15 protein-coding genes are annotated in these 16,934 nt (G+C 64.2%); 12 read left to right on the plus strand and 3 right to left on the minus strand.

The window, feature by feature from the left end; all coding sequences use genetic code 11:
* The first annotated feature begins 309 nt into the window (after window positions 1–309).
* On the plus strand, window positions 310–1,719 hold the full coding sequence (locus FA94_RS23935) for a DUF2252 domain-containing protein (RefSeq protein ID WP_035555935.1): 1,410 nt from the start codon (window positions 310–312) through the stop codon (window positions 1,717–1,719).
* A gap of 89 nt (window positions 1,720–1,808) precedes the next feature.
* Here FA94_RS23935 and FA94_RS23940 read toward each other — a convergent pair whose 3' ends face one another.
* Window positions 1,809–2,660, minus strand: a complete 852-nt coding sequence (locus FA94_RS23940; protein WP_035555936.1) for a polysaccharide deacetylase family protein — start codon at window positions 2,658–2,660, stop codon at window positions 1,809–1,811.
* Window positions 2,661–3,021: 361 nt separating this feature from the next.
* Between FA94_RS23940 and FA94_RS23945 the strand changes: the two genes are divergently transcribed.
* From FA94_RS23945 to FA94_RS23975, 7 genes are all read left to right on the plus strand, one after another.
* On the plus strand, window positions 3,022–3,786 hold the full coding sequence (locus FA94_RS23945; RefSeq protein WP_035555939.1) for an SDR family oxidoreductase: 765 nt from the start codon (window positions 3,022–3,024) through the stop codon (window positions 3,784–3,786).
* Between the two features lie 121 nt (window positions 3,787–3,907).
* On the plus strand, window positions 3,908–4,165 hold the full coding sequence (locus tag FA94_RS23950) for an oxidoreductase-like domain-containing protein (protein WP_035555941.1): 258 nt from the start codon (window positions 3,908–3,910) through the stop codon (window positions 4,163–4,165).
* 51 nt (window positions 4,166–4,216) lie between these two features.
* Window positions 4,217–5,086 carry an NAD-dependent protein deacetylase gene (locus FA94_RS23955; protein ID WP_035555943.1) on the plus strand — a complete coding sequence of 290 codons (870 nt, stop codon included), beginning with the start codon at window positions 4,217–4,219 and terminating at the stop codon, window positions 5,084–5,086.
* A gap of 106 nt (window positions 5,087–5,192) precedes the next feature.
* Entirely contained in the window at window positions 5,193–5,798 is a 606-nt protein-coding gene (locus FA94_RS23960) for a pyridoxamine 5'-phosphate oxidase family protein (RefSeq protein WP_035555946.1), read from the plus strand.
* A gap of 86 nt (window positions 5,799–5,884) precedes the next feature.
* Window positions 5,885–6,532, plus strand: coding sequence for a DUF938 domain-containing protein (locus FA94_RS23965; protein WP_035562871.1), 648 nt, complete (start codon window positions 5,885–5,887; stop codon window positions 6,530–6,532).
* Window positions 6,533–6,696: 164 nt separating this feature from the next.
* Window positions 6,697–8,106, plus strand: coding sequence for an NADP-dependent phosphogluconate dehydrogenase (gene gnd, locus FA94_RS23970; protein WP_035555948.1), 1,410 nt, complete (start codon window positions 6,697–6,699; stop codon window positions 8,104–8,106).
* Window positions 8,107–8,383: 277 nt separating this feature from the next.
* Window positions 8,384–8,701: a DUF4148 domain-containing protein gene (locus FA94_RS23975; RefSeq protein WP_035555949.1), complete on the plus strand. Its 318-nt coding sequence runs from the start codon at window positions 8,384–8,386 to the stop codon at window positions 8,699–8,701.
* A 287-nt stretch (window positions 8,702–8,988) separates the two neighbouring features.
* On the opposite strand, the gene FA94_RS23985 is transcribed toward FA94_RS23975, so the two are convergent.
* Window positions 8,989–9,309 (minus strand): hypothetical protein, encoded by a 321-nt coding sequence (locus FA94_RS23985; RefSeq protein WP_035555954.1) that lies wholly within the window; start codon window positions 9,307–9,309, stop codon window positions 8,989–8,991.
* Between the two features lie 317 nt (window positions 9,310–9,626).
* On the opposite strand from FA94_RS23985, the gene FA94_RS23990 reads away from it, so the two are divergent.
* From FA94_RS23990 to ltaE, 3 genes are all read left to right on the plus strand, one after another.
* A complete protein-coding gene (locus FA94_RS23990) occupies window positions 9,627–9,938 on the plus strand; it encodes a cupin domain-containing protein (RefSeq protein ID WP_035562873.1) in 312 nt (103 codons plus the stop codon).
* A gap of 150 nt (window positions 9,939–10,088) precedes the next feature.
* Window positions 10,089–10,877, plus strand: coding sequence for a peptidoglycan DD-metalloendopeptidase family protein (locus FA94_RS23995; protein ID WP_035555956.1), 789 nt, complete (start codon window positions 10,089–10,091; stop codon window positions 10,875–10,877).
* A gap of 191 nt (window positions 10,878–11,068) precedes the next feature.
* Window positions 11,069–12,076, plus strand: a complete 1,008-nt coding sequence (gene ltaE, locus FA94_RS24000) for a low-specificity L-threonine aldolase (protein WP_035555958.1) — start codon at window positions 11,069–11,071, stop codon at window positions 12,074–12,076.
* Between the two features lie 134 nt (window positions 12,077–12,210).
* On the opposite strand, the gene FA94_RS24005 is transcribed toward ltaE, so the two are convergent.
* Window positions 12,211–13,578, minus strand: a complete 1,368-nt coding sequence (locus FA94_RS24005) for an MFS transporter (RefSeq protein ID WP_176059580.1) — start codon at window positions 13,576–13,578, stop codon at window positions 12,211–12,213.
* Between the two features lie 732 nt (window positions 13,579–14,310).
* Here FA94_RS24005 and FA94_RS24010 point away from each other — a divergent pair.
* Window positions 14,311–16,764, plus strand: coding sequence for a glycogen/starch/alpha-glucan phosphorylase (locus FA94_RS24010; protein ID WP_035555962.1), 2,454 nt, complete (start codon window positions 14,311–14,313; stop codon window positions 16,762–16,764).
* Window positions 16,765–16,934: the final 170 nt, after the last annotated feature.

The raw sequence follows: 16,934 nt of genomic DNA on the forward strand, positions 1-16,934 counted from the left end.
CCCATGAAAAACGCAAAATTCACCGGATAGTTAGTTTGTGATGACGCTTCCGGTAATTTTGTCCGTCAATCGGGCGATCGTTGCAGCCGCAACTTCTTCGGCGGTGTAGGGGGAAATCCCGGGTGAGCGGCCGCGTCATGCGAAATGGATGGCGTCACCTTTTTACCGATCGGTCTGCTAGCATGGCTACCGGCTCGTGGCGCCGGCTGTTTCAGCCGCCACGCTCATGCGCCGGACGTTCCGCTTTATCGTGCCCGCACAAGTCGTCTCTAGAACCGATCGTGAAGAGTCACACAAACGGAGAAGAGCATGAAAGCCAGCACCATTGCCGAACGGGAGGCCCGTGGCCGTGCCGCCCGCGAGCACTCGAAGCGCTCGAGCCATAAAGCGATCGGCGAATTGCACCGCGATCCGGTCGCGTTGCTCAGGCAAAGCAGCGAGGGCCGGGTCGACAATCTCGTGCCGCTGCGTTATGGGCGCATGGCCGTTTCGCCCTTCACGTTTTTCCGCGGCACCGCGATCCTGCAGGCGCACGATCTGAGCAAGGTGCATGACAGCGGCCTCACCATGACGATCTGCGGCGACGGCCATCTGATGAACTTCGGTGGGTTCGCCACGCCCGAACGGCAACTGGTCTTCGATCTGAACGACTTCGACGAAGTGGCGATCGGGCCATTCGAATGGGATCTGAAACGCCTCACAGCAAGCCTCGTGGTCGCCGCGCGTCATATGCGCCTGAGCCGCGGCACGGCGGAGCATCTGGTGATGACGGCGGTCGCGACCTATCGCGACCGCATGGCGCAGTACGCACAATGCGGAGCGCTCGAACTCTGGTACGACCGCATTACGTTCGACCTGATGGCCGAGACGGCGCTCACGCCGGAACGTCGCCGCGCGGTGCGGCGCGGCATGGAAAAGGCGGCGAGCCGCACGCACGAAAGCCTGCTGGAGAAAATGGCCGAGTTCGACGGCGAAGCCTGGACGATTCGCGATGCGCCGCCCGGCATGTTTCACGTGCACGGTGCGAACACGCTGTTTTTGCCGGAAGACGACTGGTTCAGCATCGGCAATTGGCGCACGCTGATCGAGCCGATGTGGGACGAGTACCTGAAGACCTTATCGCACGACCGGCGTGAATTGCTCGGTCATTTCACCGCGCAGGATCTCGTTTTCAAAGTGGTGGGCGTGGGCAGCGTGGGCACGCGCTGCCTCGTGCTGTTGAACGTCGATCATATGGGCAAGCCGCTGTTCATTCAGATCAAGGAAGCGCGCAAGTCGGTGATTGCGCAGTTCCATAAGTCGCCGCCGTACAAGCACGAAGGACAGCGGGTGGTCAGCGGTCAGCGCATGTTGCAGGCGGCCAGCGATATTTTTCTCGGTTGGGCGACCGGCCCGTCGGGGCGGAATTTCTACTTCCGCCAACTGCGCGACATGAAGCTGTCGGCGAATATCGAACTGTTCGACACCGATCTGCTGGAGGGGTACGCGCGGTTGTGCGGCTGGATCATGGCGCGCGCGCATGCGAAGGCGAGTGGCCAGGCGATCGAAATCGGCGCATATATCGGCCGCGGCGATCAGTTCGCGGAGGCGTTGACCGGCTACGCGACGGCATACGCGGACCAGGTGGAACGCGATTACGACGTGTTTCTGAAGGCTTGCCGTAGTGGTGAACTTGAAGCGCGTACGGATGAGGATATGGCGGCGGATTTCCGCGTGTAGCGCTGGGGCGGAGGGGGCTTGCGGCGCGGTTCGATTCGACTCGACTTGCCTCGATTCGACGAGCCGCGCTTCACGCAGCTTGCCGCGTCTCAGTGCTCGACGCGCGCTTCGCGCAGCGTGACGAAGCGGAGACGCTGTTCGCGCGCTGCTTCGATCACACGCGGCAGCACCGCGAGAATGAGCGGCTGGCCTTCGGTCGTGAGGGCCGCATTGCCGTCATGCAGCAGCAGAATGTCGCGCGGCGCGAGACCGTCGAGCAGGCGCCGCGTCACTACGTCAGGATCGCGCTCGCGCGTGTCGTAGCCGCGCCGTGTCCACGCGGCGAGCCGCAAATCGAGTTTGCGCAGCACGGGTTCGAGGAAAATATTGCGCAGGCCCGCCGGCGCGCGGAAGAACATCGGTCGCTCGCCGCTCAATGCTTCGAACGTGCGTTGCGCGGCGTCGATCTCGCGCGTGAGCGAGCCCGGCAGCGTGACGGAAAAGGTGTGCACGTGAACCTGCGAGTGGTTTTCGAGCGCATGGCCGCGCGCCACGATATCGCGTGCGAGTTCCGGATAGCGCTGCGCCTTCGCGCCGATGCAGAAGAACGTGGCGCGCACGCCGTGCGCGTCGAGCAGGTCCAGCACTTGCGGTGTGACGGCAGGATCGGGGCCGTCGTCGATGGTCAGTGCGATCGCGTCGGCGTTCTGCGCGCCGGCGGGCAGGCGCGTCCAGTTAGGACCCAGCAGTGAGGTGCGCGGCAACAGGCCGGCCACGGTGAAGACGGCGTGATTCGCAAACATCGCGGCCAGCCACCAGGGCCACTGGGCCGGCGTAATCAGCACGCCAGCCAGCACGAAGACGTGCCAGGCGGCGGTGGCCGTGAGCATCGCGGGATAGCCGGTGCGCGGCCAGCGCAGTGGCGCTTGCGTGGCGCGATGCGGCGAGGAGTGTTCAGTCATAAAGCGTACTTCCGGTCAGCCTTCCTCCGTCCTGGGAAGGTCTTGAATCGCGCGAGCGGCGCGCAACATCGAACGATACCATTGATGCGCGGCGCAACGTAGCCGCGGACAGGATCGGGAAATAATGACAGCGCTTTGAAAGACGGCGCTTCGCAGCAGGTGGGCCGTGCATGGGGCGTTGCTTTTTTCGCGGTGGAGTTCGCTGCAGATCGGCGCGTCGGGTTGTATGGTGCTGAAGGTGCTGAAGCCAGGCACGTAGATGCGGACGGGCCGCATACGGGCATTTGCCGGATTCACGGTGTGCACGCGCAGCTGGTCCGCACAAGGGCAACTATCGTTCAGAGTCGACAGGAGAGATGTCGTGACGGGAGCAGGAATCAAGAAGGTCGCGCTGGTGACGGGCGCGGGTAGCGGGATCGGCCGTGCGTGTGCGCTCAAACTGCTGGAACACGGTTATAGCGTGGTGCTGGCCGGCCGCCGCCAGGCGCCGCTCGACGCGCTCGCGCACGAAGCGCAACAACTCGGCGGCGACGCGTTGGCGGTGGCCTGCGACGTGACCGACGCCGTGAGCGTCGCCGCGTTGTTCGACGTCATCCGCGAACGGCGCGGCCGGCTCGACCTGCTGTTCAACAACGCGGGCCGAAGCGCCGCGCCGGTCGAGATCGACGAACTCGATATCGACGAATGGCGCTCGGTGGTCGATACCAATCTCACCGGCGTGTTCCTCTGCACGCGAGCGGCTTTCGGTCTGATGAAAACGCAAAACCCGCGCGGCGGCCGCATCATCAATAACGGCTCGATCTCGGCGCATGCGCCGCGGCCGCACAGCATCGCGTACACGGCGACCAAGCACGCGATCACCGGCCTCACGAAGGCCGTCTCGCTCGACGGTCGTCCGTACGACATCGTGTGCGGGCAGATCGATATCGGCAATGCGGCCACGGAAATGGCCGCGCGGATGGCGCAGGGCACGCCGCAAGCGAACGGCGAAATCATGATCGAACCGTTGATGGACGTTCAGCATGTGGCCGACGCGATCTTGCACATGGCCGAACTGCCGTTGTCGGCGAACGTGCAGTTCATGACCATCATGGCGAGCAAGATGCCGTTCGTCGGGCGGGGCTAATACGGGCTAATACCGCTGACACTGGCGGCCGGCGACCGGTAGCGACCGCCGGCCACCCGCAGCGCCGCGCCGGAGATCAACTTATACTGAGCGCTTTCTCTCCCACGGACCGCGATTCGCCGTGTCTCGAGCCACACTCGCCACACCCAGTGACGACCCGCAGCCGGTGCCGCCCGTGCAGCCCGATCTCGACGATTGCTGTCACAGCGGCTGCAATCCATGTGTATTCGATCTCTACGACGAAGCGCTCGACCGTTATCAGGCCACACTCGCGCAATGGCAAGAACGTCGGCAGCGGCAGGTGGCCCAGGCCTCGGTGCCGACGCAGGCAACGCCCAAACGCCCGAGCAAGCCGCGTCAACGTCGCGGATCAGGTTAGGCGGCTCGCCGGGTTCGCTCTGAAAAGCCCCAGCATTCCACCTCATCCGTCATGACCGACCTTCAGCCCGCGCCTCTCGAACCCTCGAACGAATCCCACACCCTGGACGACCTGCATCGTTTCGTGCAGCGTTATCCGCGTCTGTTCGTGCTGACCGGCGCGGGGATCAGCACCGATTCCGGCATTCCCGGCTATCGCGACGACAACGGCGAATGGAAGCGCTCACCGCCCATTACGTTGCAGGAATTTCTCGGTACGCAGGCCATGCGTCAGCGGTACTGGGCTCGTAGCATGGTCGGCTGGCCGGTGGTCGCGCACGCGCAGCCCAACGCCGCGCATACCGCGCTGGCGCGGCTGCAGGCCGCCGGTCATGTGCCGACGCTCGTCACGCAGAACGTCGACGGTTTGCATCAGCGGGCGGGGAGCCGCGACGTGATCGAACTGCACGGCGGCATCGACGGTGTGACGTGTCTGGACTGCGGCATGCAGCATTCGCGCGCGTCGATCCAGCAGACGCTCGAAGCGGACAATCCAGCGTTGCTGAACGTGACCGCCGAAACCGCCGCCGACGGCGACGCGCATCTCGAATGGCACGCGCTCGACACGTTCCGCGTGCCGGCCTGTTCGAATTGCGGCGGCCTGCTCAAACCGGCGGTGGTGTTCTTCGGCGAAAGCGTGCCACGCGAGCGTGTCGAAGCAGCCTCGCATGCGCTCGATGCGGCGGATGCGGTACTGGTGGTCGGTTCGTCGCTGATGGTCTATTCCGGTTACCGCTTTTGCGTGTGGGCGCAGAAGCAGGGCAAGCCGATCGCCGCGATCAATCTGGGGCGCACGCGTGCCGATCCGCTGTTGTCGCTGAAACTCGCGGCGCCGTGCGCCGACACGCTCACCGCGCTGGCCGGACGGCTGGCGCTGGATTGAAGGTTGAAGGTTGAAGGTTGAAGGTCGAAGGTCGACTGCGGCGCTCAGCCGACCGCCGCGCTCACCCGAAGCAGAACAACACCCGCAGCAACGCAAAGGAACACCGATGTTGACGACGATCGAACAGCTCGAAGCCATCTATGGTCAGCCGCATGAGCGCGCGGTACGCAAAGAGATTCCGCACATCAACGAGGACTATCGCGCGTTCATCGAGGTCGCGCCGTTCGTCGTGCTCGCCACGGCCGGCCCCGAAGGTCTCGACTGTTCGCCGCGCGGCGACTCGCCGGGTTTCGTGCGCGTGATCGACGAACGCACACTCGCGTTGCCGGACCGTCCCGGCAACAATCGCATCGACAGTCTGCGCAATATCATTGCCGAGCCGAAACTGGCACTGCTGTTTGTCATTCCCGGTGTGGGCGAGAGTTTGCGAGTGAACGGCCGCGGCCGCATCACCGACGACCCCAAATGGCTGGACAGTTTCGCGGTCGTTGGTAAACTGCCGCGCACCGTGCTGCTGATCGACGTCGACGCAGTCTATTTTCACTGCTCGAAAGCGCTGGTGCGCTCGAAATTGTGGGATCCGGCGCGGCATATCGAACGTTCGCGGCTGCCGAGCGCGGGCGACATTCACCGGCGTATTAACGGCGCGAGCTTCGACGCCGCGACTTATGACCGCGAACTCGACGAGCGCGTGCGCACCACCCTGTATTGAAACGTGAGCTGAAACATAAGCGGCAACACGAACTCCAACGCGAGCTGAACTTCGTGTTGAACCACGAGCAGAATCCCAGGCTGAACATGACCGAATCCCATCTGGCGCTGCGGCAACGTTCGCCTTCCGCCGAACGCAATCGCGAACCGATTCTCGCTGTCTTGCGCGACGTGCTGCCGGCCTCTGGCCGCGTGCTCGAGATCGCGAGCGGCACCGGCCAGCACGCTATCTGCTTTGCCGGCGCGCTGCCCGGACTCGACTGGCAGCCGAGCGATGCCGACGCGGACGCGCGCGCGTCGATCGCCGCGTGGACCGCGCAGGCCGGTCTCGCGAACCTGCGCGCGCCGCTCGCGCTCGACGTGCATCAGCCGGAGTGGGGCATCGACACGCTCGACGCCGTGGTCTGCATCAACATGATCCACATTTCGCCGTGGAGCGCGACGCAAGCGCTGTTCGCGGGCGCGAGCCGGCGTCTCGTCGACGGCGGCGTGCTCTATCTTTACGGTCCGTACCGGCGCGGCGGCGCGCATACTGCGTCGAGCAACGAGGCGTTCGACCAGCAGTTGCGCAGCCGCGATCCGTCATGGGGCGTACGCGACATGGAAGCGGTGGTGGCGCTGGGTGCTTCGGTGGGACTCGTCGCCGATGAGCCGGTCGCGATGCCGGCCAACAACTTCAGCCTGGTCTTCAGGAAACAGGCGGACGGGAAACAGGCGGACACGGCGCGAGTCTGAAGACCGCAGTGAACAACGCGGGTTCGCGCAGTAAAAAATCTGCCGCCCGTTGCCTGCCAGCGAGCGGCAAGCCGGCATTTCTTTTATTCTTTCACCCTCGACGTCCCGCCGACGTTTCTTCCCGGCGCGGCGTCCCGACATTTATTGGACTCTGGAGAATTCACATGGGCAAACAGGCAATCGGCGTGGTGGGGCTGGCGGTCATGGGCCGCAATCTGGCGCTCAACATCGAGAGCCGCGGCCACGCGGTGTCGGTGTACAACCGTAGCCGCGAGAAAACCGACGAACTCATCGCCGAATATCCGGACAAGAAGCTGGTGCCGGCTTTCACGCTGGAAGAATTCGTGGAATCGCTGGAAAAGCCGCGCCGCATTCTGCTGATGGTCAAGGCGGGCGAAGGCACGGACGCGACGATCAACCAGTTGAAACCGCTGCTGGAAAAGGGCGACATTCTGATCGACGGCGGCAACACGCATTTCACCGACACCATCCGCCGCAATCAGGACCTCGCGAAATCCGGTCTGCATTTCATCGGCACGGGCGTGTCGGGCGGCGAAGAAGGCGCACTGAAAGGCCCGTCGATCATGCCGGGCGGCCAGCGCGACGCGTACGACCTGGTGGCCCCGATCCTCACCGAAATCGCCGCCAAGGCGCCGGACGGCGAGCCGTGCGTCGCGTACATGGGTCCGGACGGCGCGGGCCACTTCGTGAAGATGGTGCACAACGGCATCGAATACGGCGACATGCAACTGATCGCCGAGAGCTATGCGGTGCTCAAGCAGGTGGTCGGCCTGTCGAACGAAGAACTCGGCAAGGTCTATACCGAGTGGAATCAGGGCGAGCTCGACAGCTATCTGATCGAAATCACCTCGAAGATTTTCAGCAAGAAAGACGACGAAACCGGCAAGGATCTGGTCGACGTGATTCTCGATCGCGCCGCGCAGAAGGGCACCGGCAAATGGACCAGCCAGAACGCGCTCGACCTCGGCGCGCCGCTGCCGCTGATCACCGAAGCCGTCTTCGCGCGCGTACTGTCGTCGCTGAAAGATCAGCGCGTGGCCGCAAGCAAGGTGCTCGAAGGACCGCAGGCGAAGCCGCTCGGCGTCGAACGCGACGCGTTCATCGAGTCGGTGCGCCGCGCGTTGTATTTCAGCAAGGTGATCTCGTACGCGCAGGGCTTCGCGCAACTGCGGGCCGCGTCGGAAGAGTACAAGTGGGACCTGGATTACGGCACGATCGCGAAGATTTTCCGCGCCGGCTGTATCATCCGCGCCCGCTTCCTGCAGAAGATCACGGACGCCTATTCGAAAGACAAGGCGATCGCCAATCTGCTGCTCGATCCGTACTTCCGCGACATCGCGAAGAACTATCAGGCGGCGTTGCGTGAAGTCGTGGTCGCCGCGATCAACGCGGGCGTGCCGGTGCCGGCGTTCGCATCGGCAGTGGCGTATTTCGACGCGTACCGCTCGGAACGTCTGCCGGCCAATCTGGTGCAGGCGCAGCGCGACTTCTTCGGCGCGCATACGTTCGAGCGCGTCGACAAGCCGGGGAGCTTCCACGCTAACTGGAGCTGAACGGCGTCGGTTGTTTGAATCGCGGCCCGCTGCGCGCTTGGAACAGGGCGTGCCGGGCCGCGTGACCGATTGAAATGCGAGTCGGCAAATTGTTGCCGAAAACTGTCAGCCAGATGGCATGAAGCTGGCGCGAAACCCTTACTGTTGCGAAATTCGAAATAGAGTTTCATCTTTTAAGGGGTTTCCCCTAGATGTCGACGCTCCTAAACTTCTACTTAAGCGCTACGGGACAACAAGCCCAACGCGCACTACAAAACAAGTTCTGGAGGTTTACATCATGAAGTCCCTTATCTCTGCAGTTGTTGTCGCCGCGGCTCTGGTCGCTCCCGTCGCTTCGTTCGCTCAATCGAACCAGCCGCTGACCCGCGCTGACGTCCGCGCCCAGCTGGTGCAACTGGAAAAGGCCGGCTACAACCCGGTCGGCGATCACGCTGATTACCCGTCCAACCTGCTGGCCGCGCAAGCACGTGTCGACGCTCAGAACGGCACCGCTCAAGCCGAGAACAGCGGCTACGGCGCACCGGCTGTCGGTACGTCGCAGTCGGGCCGTCCGCTGAACGGCAATAACCGTAACTCGATCTACTTCGGCAATTAATTTGCGCTGAGGCTGCTGCAAGCGCCGCCTGATTGATCGCGGCGCGCAAAAAAACGCCGACCGGCTTTGGCCAGGTCGGCGTTTTTTTATGTGCGCGACGCGCGACGTCGCTGCAGTTCGCTGCGCAGCCGTTCGGCCCGCGCCCCGGCGCCTTCAGACGACGCCGATGGTGCGGCATGCCGGCGGGTCTGGCGGGTCGAGCGGTGAGCGAAAAGAGGCGGACCGGCGGCGCCGGCAAGCGGGCGTCGCGGCGGCGCGGCACTGGGGTGCGGTCCGCGAGCGCGGTGCTAATGCAGCGAGCGATGCCGGCGGCCTATTTCATCGAATAGCGCGCGGCTCGGTTCGAGGGCGAGGAGCCAGGATTCGTCGTAGCCGCTCAGGTTGTCGAGCGCTTCGCGCAGTCGCTCGATGGCCAGTGCGGGAATCTCGACGCTGGCTTCGACGCCGCTCGACAGTCCCGCGATGCTGGCTAGCTGCACCAGAGCGTCGGCGGCCTCGGCCACGTCCGCGGCGAAAACCAGGTGCGTGTTCAGCAACTCGACCAGACCGGGTGACGCCGCCACATCATCGACGTTGAGTTGCACGGCCAGAAAGGTGGCTTTGTTCATCCCCAACTCCTCGCAGGATCAGGCGTTTGCGTTCGGCGTACCGCGCGCGGCAAGTCTGAGTATAGGCGAGAGGGGAAGGGATTCAATGGTCACACAATTAGGCATGCATAAGCGGAAGGCGGCGGTTGGGACGATCGATCGACGGGAGCGACCGGGCCGACCAGAGGCTTTTGCGGCATCCGCGGTCGGCGGTTCAGCCGTCGCGCCTGTTGCCGGACCTATAATGGGGCCAGCGCAAAAAGCATCCTTCCCGCGGCCTGGCCTGCTCCGGCAGGCACCGGTGCCGCCGCTTCGTCTCTCTCAACGGCTCGATGACCATGAAGATCATTCGCAGCAAGAGCTTCACCGCCGAGCGCGCCTGGGGCGCGCTCGATATCGCCAACATGGGCGGCATCACGACGCGGCTGCACTGGACCGATCAGCCCTACAAGTGGCACGTTAACGACGGCGAGGAAGTGTTCGCGGTGCTCGATGGCCGCGTCGAAATGCGCTATCGGCAGGACGGCGTCGAACAGTCTGCGATCCTGGAAACGGGCGACGTGTTCTACGCGTCGGTGGGTACCGAACATGTCGCTCATCCAATTGGCGCGGCGCGCATTCTGGTGGTCGAGGCCGAAGGTAGCGTCTGAAGGTTGGCGTGTCTGACTGCCATGCCGACGCCGTCGCCATCGGGCGCGGCGGCATAATGGCGGGTCGCCGTCGTGCGCTCGAATCGAGCGGCATGGCAAATGCTTGAGGCTGATTGCATCCGATTGAATCAACGTGTCGAGGAAAATCACATGACAAGACAATGGCATTTGACGGGCTCGAGGTTGCTGGCCGCAGCCTTGCTGGGCGTGATGTTCGGCGGTTGTACCACGATGCCGTGGGACAGCACGCCGTTCTACAGCAACGCGCCGTCCCGTCCGACCACGCTCGGCACGGTGCCCGTGCCGGCCGGTTTCTACCGGGTCAATGCAGGGGACACGCTGCCCGCCATCGCGTCGGCGTATGGCCGCAAGCTTCAGGAAATCGCGTCCTGGAACGGGTTGCCGGTCAATGCCGCGGTCAGTCCCGGCGAAGTGCTGCGCGTTTCGCCGCCGATGGCGTCCGGTAGTGTGGTGACGCCGCCGGTCGGCGTTGGCCAGAACGGCGGGCCGAACGTGCCTAATGTATCGGGTGCACCGGGTGCGCCGATCGCGTCGTCCGGGCCGCAGCAGGGCGTGTTGCAATGGCCGTTGCGTGGGCCGATCCTCAAGACTTTCGCGCCGGGTCGATCGAACGGCATCGTGATCGGCGGGCGTCCGGGCGATCCGGTCAAGGCGGCCGCCACCGGCCGCGTGGTCTACGCGGGCACCGGTATCGAGGCGTATGGCCCGCTCATCATCATCAAACACGACGATTCGCTGATTACCGCCTACGGGCAGAACAGCACGCTGCTCGTCAAGGAAGGCGACGCGGTCGCGCAAGGGCAGACCATCGGCGAGGTCGGGGTGGATAGCCGCGGTGTCGCGTCGATCCAGTTCGAAGTGCGCCAGAACGGTCAGCCGGTCGATCCGCTCGCGTGGCTGCCGAAGTCGGGCGGTTAGGCCTCGCTGTTAAGCCTCGCTGTTAAGCCTTTCTATCAGTGCGGATTTTGAGCAAGGTTTCTCCTCGCCGTCTGAATTGAATACACTGTGTGGCTCACCAGCCGGCGCCGCCTCCCTTCGTCGCAACAGACGAAGCGGCGCGCCGGCCGCCACGGGCTGTCATCCATAGACGAGACGCACAGGGACACACCATGATCGATTTGCGCAGCGATACCGTAACCCGTCCGACCCCGGCGATGCTCGCGGCCATGTCCGCCGCCGAAGTGGGCGACGACGTCTGGGGCGATGACCCCACCGTGCTGCGTCTGCAAGCCACGCTCGCCGAGCGCACCGGCAAGGAAGCCGGCCTGTTCTTCCCGAGCGGCACGCAAAGCAATCTCGCCGCGTTGATGGCGCACTGCGCGCGCGGCGACGAATACATCGTCGGCCAACTGGCGCATACCTATAAGTACGAAGGCGGCGGGGCGGCGGTGCTCGGCAGCATTCAGCCGCAGCCGCTCGAGAATGCCGCGGACGGCTCGATCCCGCTCGAAAAAATCGCTGCCGCGATCAAGCCAATCGACAATCACTTCGCGCGTACGAAGCTGCTGGCGCTGGAGAACACCATCGGCGGCAAGGTGTTGTCGGCGAGCTATGTCGACGAGGCGGTGCAGCTCGCGCGCAAGCACGGTCTGTCGGCTCACCTCGACGGCGCGCGCGTCTATAACGCGGCCGTTGCGTCGGGCAAACCGGTCGCGGAGTTGTGCGCGCCGTTCGATTCAGTGTCGGTCTGTTTCTCGAAGGGGCTGGGCGCGCCGGTCGGCTCGGTGCTGGTCGGCAGCCAGGCGTTGATCGACGTGGCGCACCGCTGGCGCAAGGTGCTGGGCGGCGGCATGCGCCAGGCCGGCGTGCTCGCGGCAGCCTGTTTGTACGCGCTGGATCACAACGTCGAACGTCTCGCCGATGACCACGCGCACGCCGCGCATCTGGCGGCCGGTCTGGAAGCCATCGAGCACGTCAAGGTGCAGTCGGTCGCGACCAATATGGTGTTCGCGCAGTTTCCGCAGCAGCATTGCGTGCCGCTCGAAGCGTGGCTCAAGGAGCGCGGCATTCTTACTCAGATGTTGTACGCGTCGCGGTTCGTCACGCACAAGGACGTGTCGCGTGGGGATATCGATACGTTTGTTGCGGCCGTGAAGGGGTATTTTGCGGCGCGATGAGGTTATGGCGCGGTTGAGTGAGGCGGTGAGGGAAGGCGGTAGCTAGAAGATCGCAACGAAACGCCTCAGCAAAAGCCTCAGCAAAAGCCTCACCGAAAAGCGGACGCACTGTCATCACAGTGCGTCCGCTTTTTTCATTTCGCCGCCGCCTTCGCATGCGCGCCCGACCGATGCGACGGCGCCAGCAAGCGCAAGCCGCTCGCGAGGCTCGCCGCGCCTGCGAAGAAAGCGCCGGCGCTAAGCGCCAGCGTCGGACCATGCCGTCCGGCGATCCCGAAGCTCAACGCGACCAGCGCCGCGCCCGTGGTCTGCCCGAGCAGCCGCGCCGTCGCGACGATACCGCTGGCGCCGCCGCTACGCTCGGGCGGCGCGCTCGCCATCAGCGCCTTCAGATTCGGCGACTGGAAGAAGCCGAAGCCCGCGCCGCAAACCGCCATCCGGATGCCGATATCGAGCACATGCGGATGCACCGGCAACAGCGCCAGCGACGCCATCCCCGCCGACATCACCGCCAGCCCGATCGCGCCGAGCAGGCCGGGCGGATAGCGATCGGACAAACTCCCGGCCAGCGGCGCGGCCAACGCAACCACCACCGGCCACGGCGTCATCAGAAAGCCGGTTTCCACCTGACTGCGATGCAGCACGTCCTCGAAATAAAACGGCAGCGACACGAACGCGAGCCCTTGCGCGGCGAACGAACACACGGCCGTCACCGCCGACAACGCGAACACCGGCCGCTTGAACAGATCGACGGGTAGCATCGGCGCCGGGTGGCCCGCCTCGCGGCGAATCAGCAGGGCCCCGAACACGATCGCGATCGCCGCCGCGCTCAGCACCAGCAGCGTCGACGCGCGCTGCGCCGCCTCGCCGAGCGCGAAGATCAGCGCGGCGAACGTGATCACGTTGAGCAGCGCCGCGACCGGATCGAACTGGTGCGTGCCGCGCTCCGTGTGCGGCAACGCGGGCCACGCGAAGGCGAACGCCAGCAGGCCGAGCGGCACGTTCACCGCGAACAGCCACGGCCATGCGGCAACGGAAAGAATCAGCGACGCCACCGTCGGCCCCACCGCGAACGACACCCCGACGATCAGTGCATTGGTGCCGAGACCGCGTCCGAGTCGGTGCGGCGGATACAGATAGCGGATCAGCGCGGTATTCACGCTCATGATCGCGCTCGCGCCGAGCCCTTGCAGCACGCGCGCGGCGGCGAGCATGGGCAGCGTCGTCGCCAGCGAGCACGCCAGCGACGCTAGCGTGAACAGCGCAATACCGCCTATATAAATGCGCCGATGCCCGACGATATCGCCGAGCGCCGCCAGCGGCAGCAAGGTCGCGACCATCGCGAGCTGATAGGCGTTGATGATCCACACCGACGCTGCGGGCGCCGCATGCAGATCCGCGGCGATCGCGGGCAGCGCGGTGTTGGCGATGGCGGTATCGAGCGTGGCGAGGGCGACGGCGAGCATGATCGCGGCCATCGCGCGGCGGTTGGCGGCGGACATCGGGCCGTCCGCGGGGAACGGCGGGGCGGCGGTGGCGCTGGGTTTGTCGGACAAGGCGTGGCTCGTCGGGTTGGGCATACGGCTCGCGCCGGCGCGTAAAAAAGCGTGGCGCGTGAGCGGCAGGATTGCGGGTGAGGGAGGATGCGCGTGGCCCGAGTCCAGCAGTCGAAGCGGTGCGCGCGGCGAATGGCGCAATTGTTACAGAGACGTTGAAATCGTGCTGGGAGTCAGGCGGAGCGGGGCGCTGTGAATCAGGCTCATAAAGCAACTAACGGTCAACCCCGCGCAGCGTCTCCGAACTACGTGAGCCTTGCGGTGTCACACGCCTTTCCGGCCCACCGCCCGGCAGACGAGGTGAACCGATTCGATCACGCATCCGCGATATCGGCTGATTCATCCGCGCGTCACGCGTCGAAAAAATAATGGCGTTGTGCTCGTGGCTGAATTCGCTGCGTGCGTGTCTTTCATTTCGCAATCGTTTGCCTGTTTTGCGGGCCGATGCACGCGCGCAGTGCCGCGCTCACGGGGCTTGCACCGCGCGCGTGCGAAAAATCCGCGTGGCGGCGTGCGGCGGCGGGCATGGCATGTGCGTCATCAACCGCTCGCGCTTGCCGGTGTCCGGTGGCCGTAAAATGTCCTACTCTGTTTCTTAACCCGCCTGACCGGCACGCGCCTCCCGTCCGTCATCTGTGCGGTTCGCGCCTGTCGCGTCGCTTTTTCCCGGAGGCTTCGATGACAACCGTCGATCTGGAATTCGACCAGCTCAACAGTACCGTCGACGCGCTACGGCGCTCAATTTCCAATCGCATGATGTACGGCGTCGGCAAGGACGCCGTCACCGCGCATCCGCACGACTGGCTGCACGCCGCCGCGCTCGCGGTGCGTGACCGGCTGGTCGCGCGCTGGATGAAGACCACGCGCCTGCAATACGAACAGGATGTGAAACGCGTCTACTACCTGTCGATGGAGTTCCTGATCGGCCGGACGTTTACGAATGCATTGCTGGCGCTCGGTATCCACGATCAGATGAAGGAGGCGCTCGCGAGCCTCGGCGTCGATATGGAGATGCTGATCAATATCGAGCCCGACGCCGCGCTCGGCAACGGCGGCCTCGGCCGGCTGGCGGCCTGCTTTCTGGATTCGATGGCGACGCTCGGCATTCCGGGTTTCGGCTACGGCATCCGTTACGAGTACGGCATGTTCCGTCAGGAGATCGTCGACGGCGAACAGGTCGAAGCGCCGGACTACTGGCTGCGCGCGGGCAACCCGTGGGAGTTTCCGCGGCCCGAGATCAAGTACATGGTGCACTTCGGCGGCCGCACGGTGCAGCGCGGCGAGCACACCGAGTGGATCGACACCGAGCACGTGAACGCGACCGCGTACGACACCGTCATTCCCGGCTACGCGACCGACGCGACCAACACGCTGCGTCTCTGGTCCGCGCGCGCCACCGAGGAACTCGATCTCGGCGCATTCAACCGCGGCGACTACCGCAACGCGGTCGACACCAAGAACATGTCCGAGAACGTCTCGCGCCTGCTGTATCCGGACGACTCGACACCGGCCGGTCGCGAACTGCGGCTGCGCCAGGAATACTTCTTCGTGTCGGCGACCATGCAGGATCTGATTCGCCGCTATCAGCGCACGCACAGCACGTTCGGCCGTTTCGCCGAAAAGGTGGCGGTGCATCTGAACGATACGCACCCCGTGTTGGCGATTCCTGAATTGATGCGTCTGCTGGTGGATATTCACCACGTGCCTTGGGACAAGGCGTGGACGCACGTCACGAAAATTTTCTCGTACACCAATCACACGTTGATGCCCGAAGCGCTCGAAACGTGGGACGTCGAAATGCTCGCGCGCCTGTTGCCGCGGCATCTCGAGATCATCTTCGAGATCAACGCGCAGTTTCTCAAGCACGTCAGCGAGCAGTCGGGTCATGACGGCGAGATGATCCGCCGCATTTCGCTGGTCGATGAATACGGCCAGCGGCGCGTGCGCATGGCGTATCTGGCGATCGTCGCGAGTCACAAGGTGAACGGCGTGTCGAAGCTGCATTCGCAACTCATGACACGCGACATCTTCGCCGACTTCGCGCGCGTCTATCCCGACCGCTTCACCAATGTGACCAACGGCATCACGCCGCGCCGCTGGCTCGCGCAGGCGAGTCCGTCGCTGTCGTCGCTGATCGATCAGCAGATCGGCAAGCAGTGGCGCAGCAATCTGTTCGAGCTGGAACAACTGCGCAATCTGCGCACGGACAGCGGCTTTATCGAGGCTTTCCGCGAAGCGAAGCGGCAGAACAAGATTCGCCTCGTGCAGCGGCTCGCGCATCACACCAAGCTGCATTTCGATCCGGATGCGCTATTCGACCTGCAGGTCAAACGCATTCACGAATACAAGCGGCAATTGCTGAACGTGCTGCATGTGATCGTGCGCTACAACCAGATTCGCGCGAATCCCGAGCGCGACTGGGTGCCGCGCGTGGTGCTGTTCGCCGGCAAGGCCGCGTCCGCGTACCGGATGGCGAAGACGATCATCAAGCTGATCGGCGACGTGAGTGAGAAGGTCAATCACGACCCGCTGATCGGCGATCGCCTGAAGGTGGTGTTCGTGCCGAACTACGGCGTGAGCGTGGCCGAGCTGATCATTCCGGCGGCCGATCTGTCCGAACAGATTTCGATGGCGGGCACCGAAGCGTCGGGCACCGGCAACATGAAGCTCGCGCTCAACGGCGCGTTGACGATCGGCACGATGGACGGCGCCAACATCGAAATCTGCGACGCCGTGGGCCGCGAGAACATCTTCATCTTCGGCCATACCGCCGACGAAGTAGACAGCTTGCGCGCCTCCGGCTACCGGCCACGGCAGATCTACGAGGAGAACGCGGAACTGCGCATGGCGCTGGATCAGATCCGCACGGGCTTCTTCTCGCCGGACGACCCGCTGCGCTTCTCGGACATCTTTCACACGCTGGTGGACTGGGGCGATCACTACATGGTGCTGGCCGATTTCGCCGCGTTCGCGAAGGCGCAGGACGACGTGGACGCGCGCTTCGTCGACAAACGCGCGTGGGCGGAAAGCGCGATCGAGAACGTCGCGGGGATGGGGCAGTTTTCGTCGGACCGGACGATCGGCGAATATGCACGCAATATCTGGCATGTGAATCCGCTGGATATTGAGTGAGGGGTGGTATGTCAGGCTAGCCGCCTTGACCGTATCGCCCGTTACACGCTAGAGTTAGCATCACAAATAGGTTGCGACTACGCGGCCGGCGCCAGGCTCCAGGGACTACCTTGGGGCCTTTCGCTTTTCTAGGGGAAGATTTTCAGCCCGTTGCCCGAGACGGCGCCGAA

Source organism: Burkholderia sp. 9120 (assembly GCF_000745015.1).
In the GTDB taxonomy this organism is placed as follows: domain Bacteria; phylum Pseudomonadota; class Gammaproteobacteria; order Burkholderiales; family Burkholderiaceae; genus Paraburkholderia.

Bases quoted from the DNA above. Each gene is read 5' to 3' on its own strand.
- FA94_RS23955 (WP_035555943.1), top strand. From the start codon at position 4,217: ATGACCGACCTTCAGCCCGCGCCTCTCGAACCCTCGAACGAATCCCAC.
- FA94_RS23940 (WP_035555936.1), bottom strand. From the start codon at position 2,660: ATGACTGAACACTCCTCGCCGCATCGCGCCACGCAAGCGCCACTGCGC.
- gnd (WP_035555948.1), top strand. From the start codon at position 6,697: ATGGGCAAACAGGCAATCGGCGTGGTGGGGCTGGCGGTCATGGGCCGC.
- FA94_RS23990 (WP_035562873.1), top strand. From the start codon at position 9,627: ATGAAGATCATTCGCAGCAAGAGCTTCACCGCCGAGCGCGCCTGGGGC.
- FA94_RS23965 (WP_035562871.1), top strand. From the start codon at position 5,885: ATGACCGAATCCCATCTGGCGCTGCGGCAACGTTCGCCTTCCGCCGAA.
- FA94_RS23975 (WP_035555949.1), top strand. From the start codon at position 8,384: ATGAAGTCCCTTATCTCTGCAGTTGTTGTCGCCGCGGCTCTGGTCGCT.
- FA94_RS23935 (WP_035555935.1), top strand. From the start codon at position 310: ATGAAAGCCAGCACCATTGCCGAACGGGAGGCCCGTGGCCGTGCCGCC.
- FA94_RS24010 (WP_035555962.1), top strand. From the start codon at position 14,311: ATGACAACCGTCGATCTGGAATTCGACCAGCTCAACAGTACCGTCGAC.
- FA94_RS24005 (WP_176059580.1), bottom strand. From the start codon at position 13,578: ATGTCCGCCGCCAACCGCCGCGCGATGGCCGCGATCATGCTCGCCGTC.
- FA94_RS23985 (WP_035555954.1), bottom strand. From the start codon at position 9,309: ATGAACAAAGCCACCTTTCTGGCCGTGCAACTCAACGTCGATGATGTG.
- ltaE (WP_035555958.1), top strand. From the start codon at position 11,069: ATGATCGATTTGCGCAGCGATACCGTAACCCGTCCGACCCCGGCGATG.
- FA94_RS23995 (WP_035555956.1), top strand. From the start codon at position 10,089: ATGACAAGACAATGGCATTTGACGGGCTCGAGGTTGCTGGCCGCAGCC.
- FA94_RS23960 (WP_035555946.1), top strand. From the start codon at position 5,193: ATGTTGACGACGATCGAACAGCTCGAAGCCATCTATGGTCAGCCGCAT.